The organism is Nocardia sp. No.11 (assembly GCF_038752175.1).
Lineage (GTDB): Bacteria > Actinomycetota > Actinomycetes > Mycobacteriales > Mycobacteriaceae > Nocardia > Nocardia canadensis.
The window spans coordinates 35,186-56,691 of the sequence record NZ_JBCGFB010000008.1 but is presented as its reverse complement, the minus strand read 5'-3'; the positions used below and the strand labels follow the sequence as shown (position 1 = coordinate 56,691).

Sequence of the window (21,506 nt, the reverse complement as noted above, 5' to 3'; positions counted from 1 at the left end):
CCGACGGCCGACTGCGTCGGCCTGCCCTCCCTAGGGGTCGGGCGTGGGTGGCTGGGTTTGTTGGAGCGCTGGTGTGCCGCTGTCCCTGTCCCTGTCCCTGTCGAGGGCGGGCGTGGGGGTCCGGTCAGGAGGCGGGGGCCGGGAGGTCGGTCGGGGTGCGCGGGGTCGCGTAGAGCGCGATGCGGCGGGTGGGGCGGACGTCGAATTCGCCGACGCGGTGCCAGCCGATCTTGTCGAAGCTGCGGCAGATGGCCTGGTTGCGGTGATCCGGGTCGCCGAGCATGCGTCGGCAGTCGGGGTTGGCGGCGAAGACGGCGGCGGCCATGGTCGAGATCCAGGCGGACATGATGCCCTTGCCGATCACCCGGGTGTCGGCGGTGGCGATATGGAAGCCGATGTCGCCGGGCTGCGCGTCGTAGAGCCGGCCGATCTCGTCCTTGGCCGCGCGGTAGAACTCGAGGTAGGCGATGTCGCGCACACCGAGCTCCGGCTCGCCCAGCACGGCGAAGTCGAGGCTGAGAACGCAGGGGCGCGAGTAGGTTCCGGCCAGCTGGGCCCGGAAATCCTCGCGGCGGCGGTCGGCGTCCCAGTCCTGCTCCCACGATTCGAGCAGGTGCGGTCGGGCCATCCACTCGGCCAGCAGCTCGGGATCGGCGCCGTCCGGGTCGGCTACGCGCAGGGCGAAGGGCGCGGCGAAGACCGGCAGTGTCGGCGCCGGTGCGGCGGCCACCTCGGCGGGCAGGTCGGTCTGCTCGCGGGGTAGCACGTAGGGGGTCCCGGCGGGGTTCATCTGCTGGGTGCTCCGTTCGATCGTTACCTTGGTCACCTCGGTTGGTAAGGCTAGCCTATACTAATGCCCGGGTGTTACTGTTGCCCGACCGATCGCCCGGTGGTTGCCGGGCACGACCGAACCGGGTCGGCTTCGGGCGCAACAGGATTCGCCCCGGTCCCGGACGACTGCGCCGGGCGGGCCCGTGCGTCGGCACGGCGTTGGACAGTGCGAAACGGCCGCGCAGCGTGTGCGCGACCGGTGAGGGAGAACGACATGGCAAGAGAACTCGGCTGGATCCGGCAATTCCAGGCCCCCCGGACCGACTCCCTACCGCCGCTGATCGTCTTCCCGCACGCGGGCGCCGGCGCCTCGGCCTACCGGGTGTTCGCCAAGCGTACGGCCCATGACTTCGACACCGTGGTGATGCAGTACCCCGGTCGGCAGGACCGCGTGCGCGAAGCCGCCGCCGAGACCCTGCCCGAGCTCGCCGCAGGCGCCTTCGAGGCCTTCCGTGGCTCCGCCCACGACACCGGCGCCCCGCTGACCGTCTTCGGTCACAGCATGGGTTCCATCGTCGCGTTCGAGTTCGTCCGGCTGGCCGAAGCCGCCGGGTTGCCCGTGCGTTTGCTGGTGACCTCCGCGGCGGCCGCACCGCACCGGATCGCCGAGCTTCCCGGACATCCCACCGAGGACGAGGAATTGCTCGACCACATGGCCGCGCTCAACGGCACCGGCGCCGACGTGATGGCCAGCCGTGAGGTCATGCGGATGGCGCTGCCGGTGCTCAAGGCCGACTACCGCGCCTTCGACGCCTACTCCTGCGGCCCGGACGTCCAGGTCGCCGCGCCCCTGCTGGTGCTCGGCGGCGACGACGATCCGTTCGTCGGCCCCCGCGATCTCTACGCCTGGGAGACCAGCACCAGCGCCGAGGCCGAGGTGAATCTGTTCGCCGGTGGCCACTTCTACATCGACGAGAACATCGACGGCATCGCCGAGGTACTGGCCGGTCAGGCGCTCGCCCGATGAGCGAGTCCACCCCCGACCCCATCGTCATCGTCGGCATGGGCGTCGAAGCGCCCGGCGGCGTCGACACCCTGCCTGCGTTCTGGTCGGCGCTGGCCCAGGGCCGCGAACTGATCGGCCCGTTCCCGCGCGACCGCGAGTGGCCGCTCGACGAGCTGTTCGCCCTCGGCAGGCTCGACGGCTGGGCTCCCGTGCGCGACGCGGGCGGCTTCCTCGACGGCGCCACCGAGTTCGACGCCCAGTACTTCGGCATCACCCCGCGCGAGGCCGTCGCCATGGACCCGCAGCAGCGGGTGGCCATGCGAGTGGCCTGGCGCGCGCTCGAGCACGCCGGCATCAATCCCGGTGCGCTCGACGGTGATCCGGCCGGTGTCTGGATGGGCGTCTCGACGGTCGAGTACGGGCCGCGGGTGGCCGGTGTCAACGAGTACAGCGGCTACCGGGCCACCGGCACCGCCCTCGGCGCGGTCGCCGGACGTATCTCGCACGGGCTCGGCCTGGTCGGCCCGTCCATCAGCGTGGACACCGCCTGCGCCTCGTCGCTGACCGCGGTGCATCAGGCCGCCTCGGCCATTCGCGCGGGCGAATGCGACTGGGCGCTGGCCGGTGGCGTCTGCGTGATGGGCTCGCCCGGCGCGTTCTACGAGTTCTCCAAGAACAATGCGCTGGCCACCGACGGTCACTGCCGTTCCTACGCCGCCGACCCGACCGGGACGCTGTGGGGCGAGGGCGCGGGCGTGGTCGTGCTGGAACGGCAGTCGCGGGCCGAGGCGCTCGGACACCGGGTCTACGGGCAGCTGCTCGGCTCGCGGGTCAACCACAACGGCGCGGGCGCGCCGATCGCGGTGCCCAGCGCGCAGGCGCAACAGCGGCTCATCGAGGCCACCGTCGTCGCCGCCGGGATCAGCACGCACGACATCGGGCTGATCGAGGGCCACGGCACCGGCACCGCCGTCGGCGATCCGCTCGAATTGACCGCACTGGCCGCGACCTACGGCGATCCGGAGCGCGGCACGGACGGACCGCTGCTCGGCTCGGTGAAGTCCAACGCGGGCCACGCCCAGGCCGCCTCGGGGATGCTCGGCCTGATCAAGGTGCTGCTGTGCGGCGCGCACGGCGCGATCGCGCCGAGCCTGTGGGCCGACGCCCCGACCACCGACCTCGACTGGGACGCGACGAGTCTGCGGCTCGCCGCCGAACTCACCGACTGGGCGCCGCGCGCGGACGGCATGCGCTACGGCGCGGTGTCCTCGTTCGGTGTCGCGGGAACCAACGCGCACGCCATCGTCGGCCTGCCGGTGCTGGAGGAGACCAACCATGGCTGAGTACCGTCTGCCCGACGGCACCGTGCCCGTCCTGCTGTCCTCCGACAGCGTCGACGGACTGCGCGCCGAGGCCGCCGCCCTGCGCGACTACGTCCAGACCCATGCCGAGGCGACATCGGAACGCCTGGCGGACATGCTGTTCCGCACCCGCGTCGCCCGTCGTCGCCGCGCGCTGGTGCTGGCTCCGCCGTCGACGACCGACGCCGCCCGGACCGACCTGACGGCCGCGCTCGACGCGATCGCCACCGACACCGACCACCCGGCGGTGGTCCGGGCCGACACCGCCGCCGGCGCGCGCCGGGTCGGCTTCGTCTTCCCCGGCCAGGGCAGTCAGCGCCCCGGCATGGGCGCGGTGTTCTACGCGCTGTCCGGCGCCTACCGCGCCGTTGTCGACGAGTGCGCCGCCATCCACGCCGAACGCTTCGGGCACTCCAAGCCGCTGCACTATCTGCTGGGCCACGAGGGTCGCTACGACGACACGGTGTGGGAAGTCCAGCCCGCGTTGATGTTCCACATGACCGGCCTGGCCGCGGCGTGGCAGGCGGCGGGCGTGCGACCGCACGCGACCATCGGCCACAGCCAGGGCGAGCTCGCCGCTGGCGCGGTCTCCGGCGTGATGACGCTGCGTGATTCGGTGCTCGCGGTGACCCATCGGGCCCTGCTCGCGGACCGGCTGTCCCCGCGCGGCTATTCGATGGCGGTCTTCGGGATGGACCGCGAGAGCGTGGAAGCGCTGATGGCGCGCAACTCGGGCTGGGCCGAGCTGGCGGTGGTCAACTCGCCGCACATCATCGCCATCTCCGGCGAACGCGGCGCCGTCGTCGAGCTGGTAGCCGCGGCCACCGAGCGCGGCCAGTTCGCCAGGGAGATCCGGGTCGCCTTCCCCGCGCACACCTCCATCGTCGCCGAGGTGCGGGCCGATTTCGAAGGCTTCCTCGGCGACGAGATGAGTGCCCCGAACTTCGCCGCCTCCGAGACCCCCTGCTACGGAGCGACGCTGGGTGAGGTGATCACGCCCGACCTCAAGCAGGAGGAGTACTGGTACTGGAACCTGCGCAACCGAGTCCGGTTCGACCGCGCCGTGATCAGCGCGGGCAGTGACGGCGTCGACCTGATGATCGAGGTCGCCGAGCATCCGGTGCTGCAACTGGCGCTCCAGGAGAACTTGAGTCTGGTCCCGAACCGTCCCGGCTTGCCCCCGCGCGACTTCCGTGTGCTCGGCACCTCGCTGCGCACCGCGGACGGCCTGTCGGAGTTCGCCCGGAATGTGGCCCAGGTCGCCGTCCTCGACGCCGACTATCGGTGGGACGCACTGCGGGTCGACGACACCGTCACCCTGCCGCTGCGCGATTTCCCGCACACCGTCACCGCGCCCAAGCGGCTGTGGGCACCGCTGGGGGCACACGAGACCCCGGCCGAGCTGGTCGTCACCACGCCGAAACCGCAACGGCTGGTGGAACAGTGGAGCCCGCTGCAGCGCCGCTCGCTCACCGCGCCGCGCACCCTGCTGCTCGTCGACCACACCGGCGAGTGCGCCGACCTTGCCACCGCGCTGCTCGCGGCGGCCGACCGCCACGGTGCCGGCGCGCGCGTGCTCGGCCCGGCCGACCTCGCCTCCGGCGCCGCCTTCACCCTGAGTGACGGTGCGGCCGCCGACACCGTGGTCGTGTTGCTCCCCGAGACCACGGACGACGACACCGCCGCCGCCGTCGACGCGCTGACCGGCTTCTACGCCGACCGCGCCTGGGCGGGCGCGCTGTCCGCGCTGCGCCCCGGCGGCGAGTGCTGGCTGCTGACCGTCGGCGGTGAGACCGTCCTCGGCGGCGATCCGATTCCCGCGCTGTTCCAGTCGGGCGTCACCGCCGGATTCCGCAGTGTCGGCATCGAACACCCCGGCATCCTGTTCCGCCATCTCGATCTCGCCGCGTCCGAACCCGCGGCCGCGCAAGCCGCCAAGATCGTCGCCGCCGTGCACTCCACGGGGGAGGCCGAGCTGGCGTTGCGCGCGGGCAAGATGTTCGTGAAGCGGCTGGTGCTCGACACCGCCACCGAGACCGGTGCGCTCGGCACCGATCTCGATCACGTGGTGATCGTCGGCGGCACCGGTCAGCTCGGGCTGCGGTTCACCGACCATCTGGCGCGCACCGGCGCCGGTCGCGTCACGCTGCTCAGCCGCAGCGGCGAAACCGCGACGCTGGCAGGCGAACTGGCACGGCTGCGCGCGCTGGGCAGTACGGAGATCGTGGTGCGCGCCTGCGATGTCGGCGATGTCGCGGCGGTGGCCGCCTTCGGCGCCGAGATCGCCGATCGGCCGGTCGATCTGGTGATCCACACCGCGGTGAACTATGTCGACGCCGAACTCGGCGAGATCACCGCCGAGGATGTGCGCACCGCCGCGGGCGCCAAGCTGCGTGGCCTGGACAACCTGATCGAGGCCGCCCCGCTGGCGGCCGACGCGCGGGTGCTGCTGTGCTCGTCCATGGCGGCGACCCTGGGCGGACGTGGACAGATCCTCTACGCGGTGACCAACCGGATGCTCGATGTGGCCGCTCGCCGGCTGCGGGCCCGCGGCATCGACGCGGCCAGCCTGCAGTGGGGTCTGTGGAGCGTCGCCGGTCCGCTCGACGACGCCGGTTTCGCCCGCGTCGAAGAGGCGGGGGTGTTCCCGATGGCGCCCGCCGACGCGATCGAGGCCGGGCTCGCACTGCCCGCCCGCGACGGCATGATCATCGCCGCGGACTGGGACTTCCTGCGGGAGGTGCTCGGCGCGTTCGGGCAGGCCAGTGTGCTCACCGGGCTCGAGTCCAGTGCGCCGGTGGCGCGGGCGGAGTCGTCGGCGACCGGGTCCGCCGACCCGGGCCAGGCGCCCGCACCCGCCGTGAACGATGCGCCCGCGGCCGACAGCACCCCGCTGGATCTGCGCATGCGCACCGAACTGCTCAAGGTCATCGGCGGCGACAGCGCCGACTCGATCGACGCCACCATGCCGCTGGTCGCGCTCGGCCTCGACTCGTTGCAGGCCTTGGACTTCCGCAAGCGGGTCAAGGCGGAGCTGGATCGCGATCTGCCGGTCGCGGCGATTCTCGGCGGCGCGTCGCTCGACGACGTCGTGCTGCTGATGGCACAGAACACCAACCAGGGCTGAGGGGCCGAACGAACATGTCTGACACCGAAGCCACCCTGTCCGTCGCCGAGCGCCGCAAGCTACTGCTCCAGCAGAAGCTGCGCGCGAGCGGCATGGCCGCCGCCACTCCCGAACCCGTGACCGTGCCGCGCATCGCGGCGGGGGAGCGCCGTCCGCTCACTCCCGGCCAGCGCCGCATGTGGTTCCTGCAGACCCGCGACGCCGACGACACCGCCCTGTCCATCTGCGTCGCCTACCGGCTCACCGGCCCGCTCGACGGCGAGCGCCTGCACGCCGCGTTCGACACCGTGGTGGCCCGCCACGACATCCTGCGCACCACCTACGGCGCGGACGCCGAGGGCGAGCCCTACCAGGTGTTCACCGACGACGCCCGCGCGCAGTGGCAGACCCACGACCTGACCGACCTCGCCGAATCCGGGCGTGACCTGCGGGTGGAGGTGCTGGCCCGGCGCGAGTTCGGCCGTCCCTTCGCCCTGGGCACCGAACTCCCGGTGCGCGCCACCCTGATCCGCACCGGCGCCGACGAGCACGTCGTGCTGTTCGCCATCCACCACATCTGCTGGGACGACGACTCCTGGTCGGTGTTCTTCGCCGAGCTCAACGCCGCCTACCGCGCCGGGTCCGGCGCGGGCGCCACCGTCCAGTTCGCCGCGATCGCGTCCACCGACGAGCCCGCCGACGCCGACATCGACTACTGGCGCCAGGCCCTGCGTCCGCTGCCCGAGCCGCTGGAACTGCCCGGTTCGCCTGCCGCGACGCCCGGCAGGCAGGCCCAGCGCCGCACCCACCGCCTCCCGGCCGACCTCGTCACCCGCACCGAGCAGTTCGCGCGCGAGCACGCCGCGACCCCGTTCATGGTGCTGCTGGCCGGTTTCGACGCGCTCGTGCACCGCTACACCGCCGCCGCCGACTTCCTCGTCTCCATCCCGGTGACCGATCGCCCGGCAGGCACCGAACAGCTCATCGGCTACTTCGGCAACACCCTGCTGCTGCGCGCCACCTTCGGCGCCGACGACGACTTCGCCCAGCTCGTCGCCGCCGTGCGCGACACCTGCGCCGGCGCGTTCGCCCGGCGCGGCGTCGGCATCGATCGGGTGGTCCGCGAAGCGAACCCGGATCGCGTCGCCGGCCGCGACGGCATGGACCAGCTGGTCCGCCTCGGCTTCAGCGTGCGCAAGAGCGCCGACGGCTTCGCCATCGACGGCGTGCGCTCCACTCAGCTGGAACTGGGCGCGGTGAGCGCGCAGGTTCCGCTGGCCCTGGCGATCGTGCTCGAGGACGACGGCACCGCCGTGGTCGAGGCCGAGTACCAGACCGACGTGCTCGCCGAATCGCTCGTCGACCAGCTGCTCGCGCACTTCGGCCGACTGCTCGACGCCGCGCTGCGCGACCCGCGCCGCAGGCTCGCCGATCTCGACATGCTCGGCGCCGCCGACCGCGCCGCGCTGCTGGAGCGCTCGCACGGCGTGCTCGTCGACCAGCCCGCGACCACCCTCGTCGCGCTGTTCGAGGCCGCCGCTGCCGCCACCCCCGACGCCCCCGCGCTCGCCTCCGACGACCTCGAGCTCAGCTACGGCGCGCTGCACGCGCGCGCGAACCGCCTGGCGCACTGGCTGATCGGGCAGGGCATCGGCACCGAGGACATCGTCGGCCTGCGCCTGGGCACCTCGGTGGAATTCATCGTCGCCGTGCTGGCCGTGCTGAAGGCCGGTGGCGCGTACCTGCCGATCGACCCGGCCTACCCGCAGGACCGGATCGAGTACCTGGTCGAGGATGCCCGCCCCCGGCTGCTGCTCGGTGCGGTGGAATTGGCGGCCGCGGAGGCCGTGGCGGCCGAGCTGCCCGCGACCGCGCCGACCGACGCGGACCGGCTGCGCCCGCTGCTGCCCGCCAACCTCGCCTACGTCATCTACACCTCCGGCTCGACCGGCAAGCCCAAGGGCGTTCCGGTGCCGCACGCCGCGATCGCCGAGCACATCGTGTGTTTCACCGCCGACTGGAGCATGACCGCGCGGGACCGGCTGATGCAGTCGTCGTCGGTGAGCTTCGACGCCTCGCTGGTCGATATCGCCATCACGCTCACGGTCGGCGCGCAGCTGATCGTGCCCAAGCCCAACGCCTTCCGCGACATCCGCTACGTCGCCGATCTGATCACCCGCCGCCAGGTCACCGTGCTGCACATGGTGCCCTCGATGCTGAGCACCTTCCTGCTGCTGCCGGAGGTGAGCGAATGGCAGTCGCTGCGTCAGGTCCCGGTCGGCGGTGAGGCGCTGCCCGGTGAGGTCGCCGACCGCTTCGCCAACACTCTCGACGCCGAACTGCGCAATCACTACGGCCCGACCGAGGCCGTGGTCTGCTCGACCCACATGCCGGTCGCGGGCCCGCAGGGCACCGGCGTCGTGCCGATCGGCATCCCCAACCGCAACGTCTACACCTACGTCCTCGACGAGGCGCTGCACCTGGTGCCCGACGGCGTCGTCGGCGAGCTCTACCTCGGCGGCGACCAGCTGGCCCGCGGCTACCTGGACCGTCCCGCGCTGAGCGCGCAGCGCTTCGTCGCCGACCCGTTCACCTCCGGCGCACGGCTCTACCGCTCCGGTGACTTGGTGCGCCGCAACAGCTTCGGTGAGCTCGAGTTCGTCGGCCGCGCCGACGAGCAGGTGAAGGTGCGTGGTTTCCGCATCGAACTCGGCGAGGTCGAGGCCGCGATCGCCGCGCATCCCGCCGTCGCGCACTGCGTCGTCATCGTCACCGAAGACCCCGCCGTCGGCGCCATGCTGGCCGCCTACGTGGTGCCCGCCGAGGAGTCGATCGACCTCGAACAGGTGCACGCCTTCGCCTCGACGGGGCTGCCGGAGTACATGGTGCCCAGCGCCTTCGCGGTGATCCCGGAAATCCCGCTGACCGTCAACGGCAAGCTCGACAAGCGCGCGCTGCCCGCCGCGACCCCCGCCGTGGCGCGCACCCATCGCGCGCCCGCCACCGCCACCGAGCGCAAGATGTGTGCCCTGTTCGGCACGCTGTTCGGGCTCGACCAGGTCGGCGCGGAGGATTCGTTCTTCGAGCTGGGCGGGCATTCGCTGCTCGCCGCCCGGCTCGTCGCCCAGGTGCGTGCGGAGTTCGGCGTCGAGCTCGATGTCCGCGTCGTCTTCGACAGCCCGACCCCGGCCGCGCTGGCCGCGAATCTGGTGGCCCGCTTCCTGGCCGAGTTCGACATCGACCTCGACGCCGTCGACTCCGACGAGGAGACCGTCGAGGAGCCGGTCGAAAGCGCTGCACCGCAGGCGAATCCGGGCCGTCCGGCGATCGGTGGCCGGCCGCGCGGCGAGCGCGTCCCGCTGTCGTACTCGCAGCTGGCCATGTGGTTCCAGTACCGCATGGAGGGCGCGGGCTCGGTCGGCAACCTGCCGCTGGCCCTGCGCTTCGACGGCGCGCTCGACATCGCGGCGCTGCGTTCGGCGCTCGACGACGTCGTCGCCCGGCACGAGTCGCTGCGCACCACCTTCCCCGAACACGACGGCGTCCCCTACCAGGTGGTGCATCCCGCCACCGCCGTGCCGCTGCCGATCCGCGAGATCGCGCCCGCCGACCTCACCGCGGAACTCGCGGCCATCGCCGGCTACGCGTTCACCCTCGACGGTGAACCGCTGCTCCGCGCCGAACTGCTGGTGCTCGACGCGAACACCCATGTGCTCTCGCTGCTGGTGCACCACATCGTCGCCGACCACGCCTCCTTCGGCGTGCTGCTCGACGACCTGACCACCGCCTACCGGGCCCGCAGCGAGCAGGGCGGCGCCCCCGGCTGGGCGCCGCTGCCGATCCAGTTCGCCGACTACGCCCTGTGGCAGCGCGAGCTGTTCGACCAGGCCGCGCCCAGCGAGTTCGCGCTGGCCCAGATCGACTACTGGAAGACCGCGCTGGCCGGCGTGCCCGAGGAGATCTCCGTCGCCCACGACCGGCAGCGTCCACCGGTGCTCGGCAAGCGCGGCGAGGTGGTCACCTTCGCGCTGCCCGCGAGCGTGCGCTCCGGGCTCGAGGCGCTGGCGATGCGCAGCGGCGCCACCGAGTTCATGGTGTGTCAGGCCGCGGTCGCCACGCTGCTGCACACCCTCGGCGGCGGCACCGACATCACCCTCGGCACCCCGGTCGCCGCGCGCACCGATCCGGCGACGACCGGCCTGATCGGCCTGTTCGCCAACATGGTGGTGCTGCGCAACGACCTCTCGGGCGCGCCCACCCTGCGCGACACCGTGAGCGCGGCCCGCGATGTCGTCCTCGACGCCAACGCGCATCAGGAGCTGCCGATCGAGCGGCTCGTGGAGGCGCTCAACCCGCGCCGCTCGCGCTCGCGGAACCCGTTGTTCCAGAGCATGATCCACTTCCGGGGTGCGGACTGGGCGCCGACCACGCTGCCGTTCGCGTCCTCGGGCGCCTCGACGGTCACCGTGCTGCCCGCCGACTTCGACGTCTCGTTCCTGGATCTGAACCTGAGCCTGAACGTGACCGCCGACGGCGGCATGGACGTGCGCGTCGTCGTCAACGCCGACCTCTACGACCCCGCCACGGCCGCGCTGATCGCCGACGCGCTGGCCGCCACCCTGCGCGCCTTCGCCGAGACGCCGGACCTGCCGGTCGCCGAGCTGCGGGTGCTGCCGCAGGCCGACCTGGACCGGCTGCTCGCCGCACCGGCGCCGATCGCCGCCGCCACCACCGCGGGTGCGGGCGCGGCGGACTCCGACACCGAGCGTCAGCTCATCGCGCTGATCGAGGAACTGCTCGAGATCGACGACGTCACCGGCGAGGACGGCTTCTTCGCCCTGGGCGGCGACAGCGTCATCTCGATCCAGTGGTCGGCTCGTGCCGCGGCGCTGGGCCTGCCGCTGACTCCGCAGATGGTGTTCGAGTACTTCACGATCACCGAACTGGCCGCCGCCGTCGACGCGGCCGCCGCCGCGGAGCAGCCGAACGCCGAGGAGCCCGAACAGGTCTCGCACGCCCCGATGAGCGCCTCCGGCCTGGAGGCCGACGCGCTGTCGGCGCTGACGGCGGCCTGGCAGGCGCAGGGCTAGTGAACACGCAGGGACGGAAGGACATCGCATGAGTGCCCCGCAGATCGAGGACGTGCTGGCGCTGAGCCCGCTGCAGGAGGGGCTCTTCTCGCTGTCGCGGTTGGCGGGCACCGAGATCGACCTGTACACGATGCAATTCGTGGTCGACATCGATGGCCCGCTCGACGCCGAGCTGCTGCGCCGCAGCGCGCAGGCCATGCTCGACCGGCATCCGAACCTGCGTGCCGCGTTCTGGGACACCGATGTGCCCAAGCCGGTGCAGATCATCCCGTCCCGCGCCGAGCTGCCCTGGACCGAGCGCGACGCGCGCACCACGGAGTTCGACGCGATCGCCGAATCCGAGCGGCGCGTGCCGTTCGCGCTCAACCGGGGCCCGGCGCTGCGGGTGCTGCTGCTCGACGTCACCGACGCGCCAGAGCCGCGCAAGCGAATGATCCTCACCGCGCACCACATTCTGATGGACGGCTGGGCGGTCGCGGTGTTCTTCACCGAACTGCTCGCCGTCTACCAGGCAGGCGGCAGCCTCGACGGGCTGCCCGCCCCGCGTCCCTACCGCGACTACATCGGCTGGCTCGGCGCCCAGGATCACGACGCCGCCGCCCGCCGGTGGGCCGAGTACTTGTCGCGGGTCAGCGCACCGCTGGTGCTCGCCGACGGCACCGGCGAGCGCGGTTCCGCCGTGCCGCAGACCACGCGACTCCGCTTGTCCGCCACCGAGACCGAGCGGTTGCAGCGCTGGGCCCGCGCCAACGGCATGACGCTCAATACCGCCGTCCAGTTCGCCTGGACGCTGCTGCTCGGCCGGATCACCGATCGTCGCGATGTCGTCTACGGCACCACCATCTCCGGCCGTCCCGAGAAGCTCGCGGGCGTGGAGGGCATGGTCGGGCTGTTCATCAACACCGTCCCGGTCGTGCACCGGCTCGACCCGGCCGAGCCGGTCGTCGCGCAGTGCGCACGCCTGCAACGGGAGTCGGCCGCCATGCGCGACATCGGCTACCTGAGCCTGTCGACGTTGCAGCGCGCGGCCGGGCACGGATCGCTGTTCGACACCCTGTTCGTCTTCGAGAACGCCCCGATCGACGACGCCATCCAGACCGTCACCGCGCCGGACGGCGCGCGGTTCCGGCCGATCGAGATGGAGAGCCTGGCCCATTACCCGCTCACCGTCGTCTCGCACCTGAGCGAGGGCGATCTGCTGGTCCTCGTCGAGGCGATCCCGGCCCTGCTCGGCCACCTCGACCCCGCCGATCTCGGTGCTCGCCTGGTCGCGGTGCTGCGCGCGCTGCCCGGGCTCGACGCCGAGGCCACGCTCGACGCGATCGACCTGCTCACCGTCGAGGAGCACGCCGAACTACGCTCGGCGGCAACCGATATCGCGCCCGCGCCGACCGCCACACCGTGGGAACTGTTCGCGCGCCAGGCCGCAGCGACACCCGACGCGACCGCGCTCACCACCACCTCGGGTGAGGTCTTCACCTACCGCGAGCTGCACGATCAGGCCTGCCGGCTGGCGGGGGAGTTCGCCGCTCACGGAGTGGGACCGGAAACCGTTGTCGCCCTGATGCTCCCGCGCGGCACCGCGTCGATCGTCGCCATCCTTGCGACCTTCGCCGCCGGGGCCGCCTATGTGCCGGTCGATATCTCGCTGCCGGCCGGCCGCATCGAATCCATTCTGCGTCAGTCGAACCCGGTGCTCGCCATCGCCTTCGGCAAGGATCGTGCGCTGCTCGACGGTATCGCCCTCGGTTCGGCGGGAGACCGTCACCGACTCGGCGGATCGGAAGCGATCGATGCCGGGTCGCCCCGCGCCGGGAACGATTCGGCGCGGGTCGATCAGCGATCGACGGAAATCTTGCTGCTCGACGACCCCGCCGTCGTCGACCGCGTCGCCGCCCGCCCGGCGCAGGCCCCCGCGGTGCGCCGCGAGCTCGAGCACAGCGCCTACATCATCTTCACCTCCGGCTCGACCGGCGAGCCCAAGGGCGTCGTCGGCACCAATGCCGCCCTGGCCGGGTACTTCGCCGATCACCTGGAGCGCTTCTACCGCCCCGCGATGGCGAAGCTCGGCCGCCCGCTGCGGATCGCGCACGCCTGGTCGCTCGGGTTCGACGCGTCCTGGCAGCCGATGGTCGGTTTCTTCGCCGGTCAGGCGCTGCACCTGTTCGACGCCGAGGAAATGCGCGACGCGCACCAGATCGTCTCCGGCATGGCCGAATTCGGCATCGACATGATCGACACCACCCCGTCCATGCTGGCGCAGCTGGCGGCGGCGGGCCTGCTCGACCGGGAGCTGCCGGTGCTCGCACTCGGCGGCGAGGCGATCGACACCGCCCTGTGGGCTCGCCTGCGCGCGCTGCCCGGCACGGCCGTCTACAACTGCTACGGCCCCACCGAGACCACCGTCGAAGCGGTCGTCGCCCCGGTCGCCACTTCGGAGATCCCGACCATCGGCACCGCCAACGGCGGCATGGCCGGATACGTCCTGGACTCGCGGCTGCGCCCGGTGCCGCCCGGCATCGTCGGCGAGCTCTACCTCTCGGGCGTGCAGCTGGCCCGCGGCTACCTCGGCAAGCCCGCCATCACCGCCGACCGCTTCTGCGCCGACCCGCACCGGCCCGGTCAGCGCATGTACCGCACCGGCGACCTCGTGCGCAGGCTGCCCGGCGGCCGTTTCGGCTACCTGGGCCGCGCCGACGCGCAGGTCAAGGTGCGCGGCTACCGCATCGAGGTCGGCGAGATCGAGACCGCCCTGCGCCGCTCCGCCGACATCGACACCGCCGCGGTGACCGTGGTGCGGCGCGCCGGTGGCGCCTCGCTGGTCGGCTTCGTCGTCGGCAAGGCGGGACGCGCGGTGGTCGTCAGCCGGGTGCGCGCCGACCTGGCCCAGCGCCTGCCCGCGTACATGATTCCCGCGCGGATCGTCGTCCTCGAGCAGCTGCCGGTGAACGTCAACGGCAAGCTCGACGGGCACGCCCTGCACGAACTCGCCGAGCGGACCCTCTCGGCCGCCGACGGCAACGCCGCCGCCGAGACCCCCACCGAGATCGCGCTGAGCGAGGTCTTCGCCGAACTGTTCGACGGCCGCGCCCCCGGCGTCGACGCCGACTTCTACGAGCTCGGCGTCGACAGCATCGTCGCGATCTCCCTGGTCAACAAGGCCCGGCGCCGCGGCATCGCGCTCAATCCCCGAATGGTGCTGGCCTGCCCCACCATTCGCGAACTCGCCGCCGCGGCCGACGACGGCCCGGCCGTGGCCGCCCAGTCCGGCGCCGACGCCTACGGCGTGGTTCCGCCGCTGCCGGTGGTGTCGTGGATGTACGAGTACGGCAACTACCGCCGCTTCACCCAGAGCGCCTTGCTGCGCCTGCCCGCCGAAATCGACCGCGCCGGACTGGAAGCCACGCTGCAAGCCCTGCTCGACGCGCACGACACCCTGCGCGCCGTGCTCACCGACACCCCCGACGGACCACGCATGGTCACCAGGGCGCCCGGTGCGGTGCGGGCCGCCGATGTCGTCATCGAGGCGCCGCGCGGCCTCACCGGTACCGAACTCGACTCGGCCATCACCGAATTCGCGCGCACCGCCAACGACGCCATCGACCCGCGCGCGGGCGACATGGTCCGGGCGGTGTGGTTCGCCGGGACCGGGAGTGCCGCGGATGCCGCGGCGGCGGTCGGCGGCACTACCTCGGGTGTGGCCGGGAACGACGGTGACGTCCTGCTACTGGCGATCCATCACCTCGCGGTGGACGTCGTCTCCTGGCACATCATGATCGACGGCCTGGCCGCCGCGTGGCAGCAGGTCCAGTCCGGCGTGACGCCGAAGATGCTGCCCGAGTTCACCTCCTACCGGCAGTGGTCCGAAGCCCTGTGGCAGCGCGCCGCCGAACCGGAAGTGCTGGCCCAGCGCGACTATTGGGCCGCCCAGGTCGCCGCGCCCGACGCCGCGCTGGGCGCGCGAGTGCCCGCCCCGGCCACCGACACCTGGTCCACTCTGCGCGTCAGCACGGTCGCGACCCCGGTCGCCCTGACCGAACGTCTGCTGGCCCGCGCGGGCAAGGACGAGGGTGTCCGTGAGCTGCTGCTCACCGCCCTCACCATGACCATGGCATCGGTGCACGCCGACAACGGAAACGACCCCGCCGCAGGCGCTTTGATCGCGCTGGAGGGTCACGGTCGCGCCGACGCCGAACTCGGCACCGACACCGCCAACACCCTCGGCTGGTTCACCAGTGTCTTCCCCGTGCGCCTGGGTGTCGGTGATCAGGCGGTGGATCTCACTCGCGCACAAGGGGATCCGGCCGCCGCCCGCGCCCTGCTCGACAGCGTCGCGACCCACCTGCGCGAGATCCCCCACCAGGGCCTCGATTACGGCCTGCTCCGCTACGTCGACCGCGTTCCCGAACTCCGCGGCGCGGCCGAACCCCAGGTCGAGTTCAACTACCTGGGCCGCATCGACCTCTCCGGCACCGAGGGCAACCCCTGGTCGCTGCTGGTCGGCGCCCACGACGCGGCCCTGCCGCTCGACCCCGAACCCGACCTGCCGCTGCGGTACGCGGTCGACGTCATCGCCGGCATCGGCACCACCCCTGACGGCCCCGCCCTGACCACCAACTTCCGCTGGAGCACGGCCCTGTTCACCGAAGCCCAGGCGGCACGCTTCGCCGACCTCTGGACCGAGGCGATCGCCGCTCTGGCCGACGCCATCTGACGCGAGACACCGGCGAAAGCGGGCAGCCCCGGCTGCCCGCTTTCGCCGTTTCCGGTGGTTAGGCTGGCGGACGGAGCATCACGTTCTTCACCGACACCCTTCGGAAGGAAGCCAAGATGAGCCCCACCATCGGCGCCGTAGTCATCCCCGTCACCGACCTGGAATCGGCCAAGAAGGTCTACACCGCCCTCTACGGCACTCCCCACACCGACGAGCCCTACTACGTGGGCTACAACGTCGACGGCTTCGAAATCAGCCTCAACCCCCAGGGCGACGCAGGCGCGGGCCCCATCGCCTTCACCGACGTCGAGAACGTCGACGCCACCCGCACCGCCCTGCTCGCCACGGGCGCCACCGAACACTCCGCACCCCGGGAAGTAGCCCCCGGCCTGCGCGTCTGCGTGCTCACCGATCCCGACGGCAACCCCTTCGGCCTCCGCGGTAAGTAGACATCCCGGCCGGGCGTCCCCCTCCGGGGCCGGGCCGCGATGGCATCGATCAGGTCGGAGGTATCAGCGATGACAATGCAGTGGCGCTTGTCTCGAACTACGACTGCTGCGAGCCGACCTTCAGCCATGTTCCGGAGGTCCGGTGCCGGTGGATCGCCGTTCCGGCGACGCGCGCGGCCGGCCCGCCCCTCTCGCCGTCCGGCGTGCTGACGGCGTAGTCGGCGGTTCTGATCACGACCGTCCGGTCGAACACGTGGTCCACCCCGGCGTATTCGTAGACCACGTGGTCGTCCGCCTCCGAACGCAGCCGGAAGACCAGGTAGATCGCCATCGTCAGCGCCGACCGGACCGTCGGTCGGCGCAGATCGCGATCTGCCGGGCGAGCCGGTGGGTCAGTTCGGCGGGTGGGCCGGGGATGACGGTGAACTCGTCGGGGCCCTGGTGCTGCAGCAGGTATCGGCCGTCGTCGGGGTAGTCCAGCCAGAGGAAAGCCTTGCCGTCGCCGGTGGGTCGAGCGTCGACCTGGTAGCCCGGGTAGACGGTGATCTCGCCGGTCCCGATCCGGGCCCGGCGGAAGAAGCGCTGCGTCTGCTCGACGGTGGACAGGCGGGTCGGATGCCTGGCGTAGGTGGCCGCGTCGAGATCGCTGCGGCGCCCCTCGAAGCGGGGCGTGGTCCCGCCCGGCACGCGCGGCAGCGCCGCGACGATCTCGGCGGCCAGGTCGGCCAGCGGCACGATGCTCAGCGTGAGATCGCCACCTTCGTCCCGGGTCGGCCCGTGCGCCTGCACCGCCAAGGCCGCGTGATCCTCGATGATCCCCGCGTAGACCCGCACGACCTCGGTCTGACCGGGCCCGCAGAGGCCCTCGATCTCGACCCGCACCTCCGGCTCGAGCAGCGCGCCGAACACCTTGTGCAGCCGCTGGTCGTAGACCTGCTGCAGCCGCAGCCCGGCCGCCCGACGCCGCTCGGCATGGATCTCGATCGTCTCCGCGAACTCGGGGCGAAAGGTCAGCGGATACGGCAGCCGGTCCCGCCCGTGCCCCTCGACGCCGATGGCGAACGCGTGCGCGTCGAGCCGCCAGCGGCCCAGCGGCACCTGCTCGCCCCGCGTCGGTTCCCTGTCCTCCAAGGCTTGCTCCCAGCTCACGCGCCGATCACTCCACCCGGCGGCAGAGTCGGCGGCAACTGGCCGATGAGCTCGCTCTCCCGATCCTGAATGAGGTAATCGGGGCTGGTGTGCTCGTTCTCGTCGTCCTTGCCGTTGCCACCACGCCCGCCGCCCATCATGCCGGGCATGCCGCTCATACCCCGCGCACCGGCGGTACCCGCCGTCGCCGCGCGAGCGCCGGAGGCCGCGCCACCTGGCGTGCCTGACACACTGCGCCCCGCACCGGGCACGCCCGCGCCGGTGGACACACCGGACCCGGGCGATCCTCCGCCGGGCGAGCCGCCGGTCTTGGTGTCACCGGGGGTCGTCGGCTGCCCGGTTCCCGGCGTCGTCGTGGCGGGCGTGGTCGCCGACGGATCGGTGCTGCTGGGCGAGGTCGAGTCGTCGTCACTGCTGTCGTCGGTGCCGTCGTCGTTCTGATCGTCACCGGTATCGGTCGTCTGCGGCGAGGTCGTCCCGGGATTCTCCTGCGTCCCAGCGGGATCGGTTCCCGGCGTGGTGCCGTTGTTGTTGGTGGTCCCGTTGGCGGTCCCGTCGTTGCCGTTGCGGGTCTTGGGATCGCCGTCGCCGGGATTCTCGGTGTTGTTGACTGGCAGTGGCAGGACCGGAGTCTGCTTGTCGACAATGATCGAACCCGGCTGGTAGGTACCAATCATGAAGAGCCGGGCGTCTTCCTCTGCTTCGGTGGCCCGGTGCTTCGCGGCCTTGACCACACCGTTGCCGGGGATGTGGCTGATGAACTCGTCGAAGCTGGATATGTTCTCCGGCTTAGGAATCGCGATTTTCGCCTGCCCGAGGAGACCTTCCATGTGGTCGATGCCGTTGGCGACCATCTGAAACGCCGTATGCAGCTTCGCTGCGTCAGTGGTGTAGCTCTTGACCGCGTCGATTGCCGCGTTTCCCGATTGCCCCGACCACTTTTCGGACAGCACTCGCTCGAAGTTGGTCCGATAGGTATTGACCGCGGTCTCGGTCCCTGTCGTGAGCCGCCGCCAGCCATCCGCACCGGCGTTGACCTCCGTCGCATCGACACCGGCCGCGCCGTCCTTGCCGTTGAGCGCTTCCCATATCTTCAGGTGCGACCAGGTACTGAACTGCTCCGGGTCGGTCACCGATGCCTTGTCCATTGTCAGTCCGGAATCGGCGCTCAGCCGCGCCCACTCGCTGCTGATGATGGTCCGATCGCCCTCCCATTTTTCCCGGCCATCCTGATCGAGCCTGCTGAACTCGTCTGCCCGGTCATAGTTGTCTGCGACTTTGAAAATGCCGAATGTGCCGGCGTGGAAGAAGAACTCACCGATGGTGCCGTCGGTCCAGAACGACATCAGATGCCAGCTCCCGTCGCTCCGAGTTCGCCTGCGGTCTGCTGGTCGACGGCTTGTAGTTTGCCGATGGCTGCGAGAAAGGTATCGCGTTGATCGCGGGCGATGGCGATGTGCTGTTCCAAGCGCTGTACCGCGGATTCGTCGGCGGTGGCTTTGGCCTCGAGCTTCTTCTGGATCGCCATTGCAGAGGGAAGACCGCCCCATCCCGTCATGCGGTCGAGCTTGCTCGCGACGAGCTTCTGCGCTTCGAGGTCGATCACATACTGGTTTGCGACGTCGGCGATCGCCTGGCCGAGGCCTTCGTCGATCTCGAGCTCGCCGTCGACGGCCTGTTGCTTCATGTTCCGCCAGTATGCGGCGTGATCCTGAGTCATTTCCATACCCTCCCCGTATCTACTTCGGCAGGTGTGGCTCTAGCGCTGCCGCATACTTCCCCGCCATGTCACAGAGATCGCCGACTCGAGGCCCTTCAGTACTCAGCCAGGCTGCCGTCACTTCGAACATGCCTTGTTCAGCCTCGAATGACACGTAGCAGATGTCGGGAGTGCTGTTCTCCTTCGAGACCAGTCCGGGGCGGGAGTTGACCATGGTCTCCCGGATGACGGTGACGCCGTCCTTCTCCCTGGCTTGGTCGAGCGTGTGGCTGGTCGAGCCGACACCGACCATACGGCGGCCCGAACCGTATCGATCATCGGTCGGTGCCCAGTCGCAGATTCGCCATGCGGACACTCCACTCGGTGGATCAGTCGTGACCAGCTTCGTCGTCGGGTCCAATCCAACGCTCCGCAGCACCTCATCCGACAGCGCCCCCCGACACGGGTTGAACACCTCGGTCGCCCCCGCCTTCGTAGGCGCGCCGGCCCCCTGCTCGGTATCCCCACACCCAGCAAGCACAGCCACACCAGCCAGCCCACAGGCCAGCGCCCGCACCACCACAACGCCTCGCACAGCTCTCCTACCTGGTCAGACGCGACAGTTCCCCGCCACTACATCCTTAGACGCACCCAACCCCCGACCGGTTCCATCCCGACCGCAGCTGTCCGCCATCCCCGACGACCATACGGATACCCACCTGCCCCGAACACAACCTCCTCGCGGCAGCCCGTGAACGTCCCTGACCGTGCCTACTCCGGACCCGCACCCAACTCCCAACGCGGATACCGACGAATCGCCACCCCAGCCGCTTCGAACTGTTATTGGTCGAACGTTCCCTCCATCGGCCAAACCCCGGTCGTTCGATGCCGCATCTCCGCCCAGGCCACCACGTGACTCGAGACGCTGTCCGTCGGGGTGTAGCCGAGCGTGCTCTTGACGATCTTGACCTGCTGGATGGTCATCCGCTCACCGGGTCGGTCCAAGCGAGCGACTTCGACGCGGTAACTGATGCTCCGTGAGTCCTCCGAGGCTCGTTGCAGGTGGATGCGTCGGAGCGGGGGATAGACCTGATATCCAGCCACCCGCTCACCAGCCTCGATCGCAGCATCGAACTGCTCGCCGATCATGGTGGAAGGCAGGCTCGCATGCGCCGTCACGGCGCCGGTCTTCTTGTTCAGCACGTAGTTCCCCAGCCCCAGCCCAGCGCCACTCGAGATTTCTGCATCCGTCAAGATTGCTTGGGCGACCCAGCCGTGCTTGCACTCCAGCGTCCGGAATTCCCGGCCATGCGCGAACACTTTGCCTAACAGCGCTTGTGCTTCTTCTCGCGACGTCACCGCCGCTCGCTGCAGGCGAGGGTCGGATGGCAACGATATGGAGTCATTCACTTCTGTCAGCCACGGAGGAACTGGCGGTCGGCGCGGGTCTCGGCCCTCCAGCACGGAAAGATAGTCGCCGCCACGGCTGTCGAGGACCATGCGCGTCACGCGACTCGGTGCGATATTTATCGCCAAGATGAGTTGGTATATGTCGGTTTCATTGCTTGCGTATGTTCCGGTCACCATTGCGTACACGGGCTGCCGGTCCGGTGGTGCGAACAGCCCGATGACAGCGCCGTTTTGCATACCGAGAAGAAGGTAGAATCCGCCCTTGGGATGAGGCTTGAACGTACGGTATATTCTTTGCTGGAATTCATCGACCGTGATTTCGATTTCCGCCGCAGGGGATTCATTCGAGAAGCGGGGGAGTTCGCTATCCGGTAGCGATGTGACTGCGGGCTGTGGCCACGGTCGCATCTCATCCATCCGGCGCACGATCTTCGAAAGAAAGTCCCGTAGTTCCGTGGTAGTGTGTCTCGTAGGAATCGACGCCGGGAATGGCTCGCCGAACAGTACCCCGCGAGCGATTGCGTCGTATTCCTGTGGTGGAGTGAGATTCCTGCACGGATTGTTCACCAGAAGGCGAGCGATCCAATCGACGATGGAATCGTCCAGTTTCGGCTCGAACTGTATGCGATAGTAGACCGCTTCGACAACTTCATCCCAATTAGTTTTCATCGGTGTTCCCTCATTGTGACTACAAAGAACAACGCCCGAGCGCGCTCAAGACTGTCGGCTCGCGACTCGCGCCCATTCACCC

At 70.4% G+C, this 21,506-nt stretch carries 13 protein-coding genes; 6 read left to right on the top strand and 7 right to left on the bottom strand.

Annotation, left to right across the window (positions count from 1 at the left end; all coding sequences use genetic code 11):
- Positions 1-124: 124 nt before the first annotated feature.
- Positions 125-790, bottom strand: a complete 666-nt coding sequence (locus V8688_RS04485) for a GNAT family N-acetyltransferase (protein WP_342800242.1) — start codon at positions 788-790, stop codon at positions 125-127.
- A 255-nt stretch (positions 791-1,045) separates the two neighbouring features.
- Between V8688_RS04485 and V8688_RS04480 the strand changes: the two genes are divergently transcribed.
- The 6 genes from V8688_RS04480 to V8688_RS04455 all read left to right on the top strand — a co-directional run bounded on the left by V8688_RS04480 (position 1,046) and on the right by V8688_RS04455 (position 16,497).
- A complete protein-coding gene (locus V8688_RS04480; RefSeq protein ID WP_342800226.1) occupies positions 1,046-1,798 on the top strand; it encodes an alpha/beta fold hydrolase in 753 nt (250 codons plus the stop codon).
- A complete protein-coding gene (locus tag V8688_RS04475; protein WP_342800225.1) occupies positions 1,795-3,120 on the top strand; it encodes a polyketide synthase in 1,326 nt (441 codons plus the stop codon). Before V8688_RS04480 ends, V8688_RS04475 begins: the two co-directional genes overlap by 4 nt.
- On the top strand, positions 3,113-6,265 hold the full coding sequence (gene nbtC / locus V8688_RS04470; RefSeq protein WP_342800224.1) for a nocobactin polyketide synthase NbtC: 3,153 nt from the start codon (positions 3,113-3,115) through the stop codon (positions 6,263-6,265). Before V8688_RS04475 ends, nbtC begins: the two co-directional genes overlap by 8 nt.
- 14 nt (positions 6,266-6,279) lie before the next feature.
- Positions 6,280-11,334, top strand: a complete 5,055-nt coding sequence (locus V8688_RS04465; RefSeq protein ID WP_342800223.1) for an amino acid adenylation domain-containing protein — start codon at positions 6,280-6,282, stop codon at positions 11,332-11,334.
- Positions 11,335-11,362: 28 nt separating this feature from the next.
- Positions 11,363-16,048, top strand: coding sequence for an amino acid adenylation domain-containing protein (locus V8688_RS04460; RefSeq protein ID WP_342800222.1), 4,686 nt, complete (start codon positions 11,363-11,365; stop codon positions 16,046-16,048).
- A gap of 116 nt (positions 16,049-16,164) precedes the next feature.
- A complete protein-coding gene (locus V8688_RS04455) occupies positions 16,165-16,497 on the top strand; it encodes a VOC family protein (RefSeq protein ID WP_218719414.1) in 333 nt (110 codons plus the stop codon).
- 97 nt (positions 16,498-16,594) lie between these two features.
- Here the strand turns inward: V8688_RS04455 and V8688_RS04450 are convergent, their stop codons facing one another.
- The 6 genes from V8688_RS04450 to V8688_RS04425 all read right to left on the bottom strand — a co-directional run bounded on the left by V8688_RS04450 (position 16,595) and on the right by V8688_RS04425 (position 21,424).
- Positions 16,595-16,828: a hypothetical protein gene (locus V8688_RS04450; protein ID WP_342800221.1), complete on the bottom strand. Its 234-nt coding sequence runs from the start codon at positions 16,826-16,828 to the stop codon at positions 16,595-16,597.
- 2 nt (positions 16,829-16,830) lie between these two features.
- A complete protein-coding gene (locus tag V8688_RS04445) occupies positions 16,831-17,646 on the bottom strand; it encodes an ESX secretion-associated protein EspG (protein WP_342800220.1) in 816 nt (271 codons plus the stop codon).
- Positions 17,643-18,992 (bottom strand): hypothetical protein, encoded by a 1,350-nt coding sequence (locus V8688_RS04440; protein WP_342800219.1) that lies wholly within the window; start codon positions 18,990-18,992, stop codon positions 17,643-17,645. Before V8688_RS04440 ends, V8688_RS04445 begins: the two co-directional genes overlap by 4 nt.
- On the bottom strand, positions 18,992-19,333 hold the full coding sequence (locus V8688_RS04435; protein WP_316573528.1) for a hypothetical protein: 342 nt from the start codon (positions 19,331-19,333) through the stop codon (positions 18,992-18,994). The genes V8688_RS04440 and V8688_RS04435 overlap by 1 nt, the downstream gene beginning before the upstream one ends.
- Positions 19,334-19,385: 52 nt before the next feature.
- A complete protein-coding gene (locus tag V8688_RS04430; RefSeq protein WP_342800241.1) occupies positions 19,386-19,886 on the bottom strand; it encodes a DUF3558 domain-containing protein in 501 nt (166 codons plus the stop codon).
- Positions 19,887-20,185: 299 nt separating this feature from the next.
- Positions 20,186-21,424: a hypothetical protein gene (locus tag V8688_RS04425; RefSeq protein ID WP_342800218.1), complete on the bottom strand. Its 1,239-nt coding sequence runs from the start codon at positions 21,422-21,424 to the stop codon at positions 20,186-20,188.
- Positions 21,425-21,506: the final 82 nt, after the last annotated feature.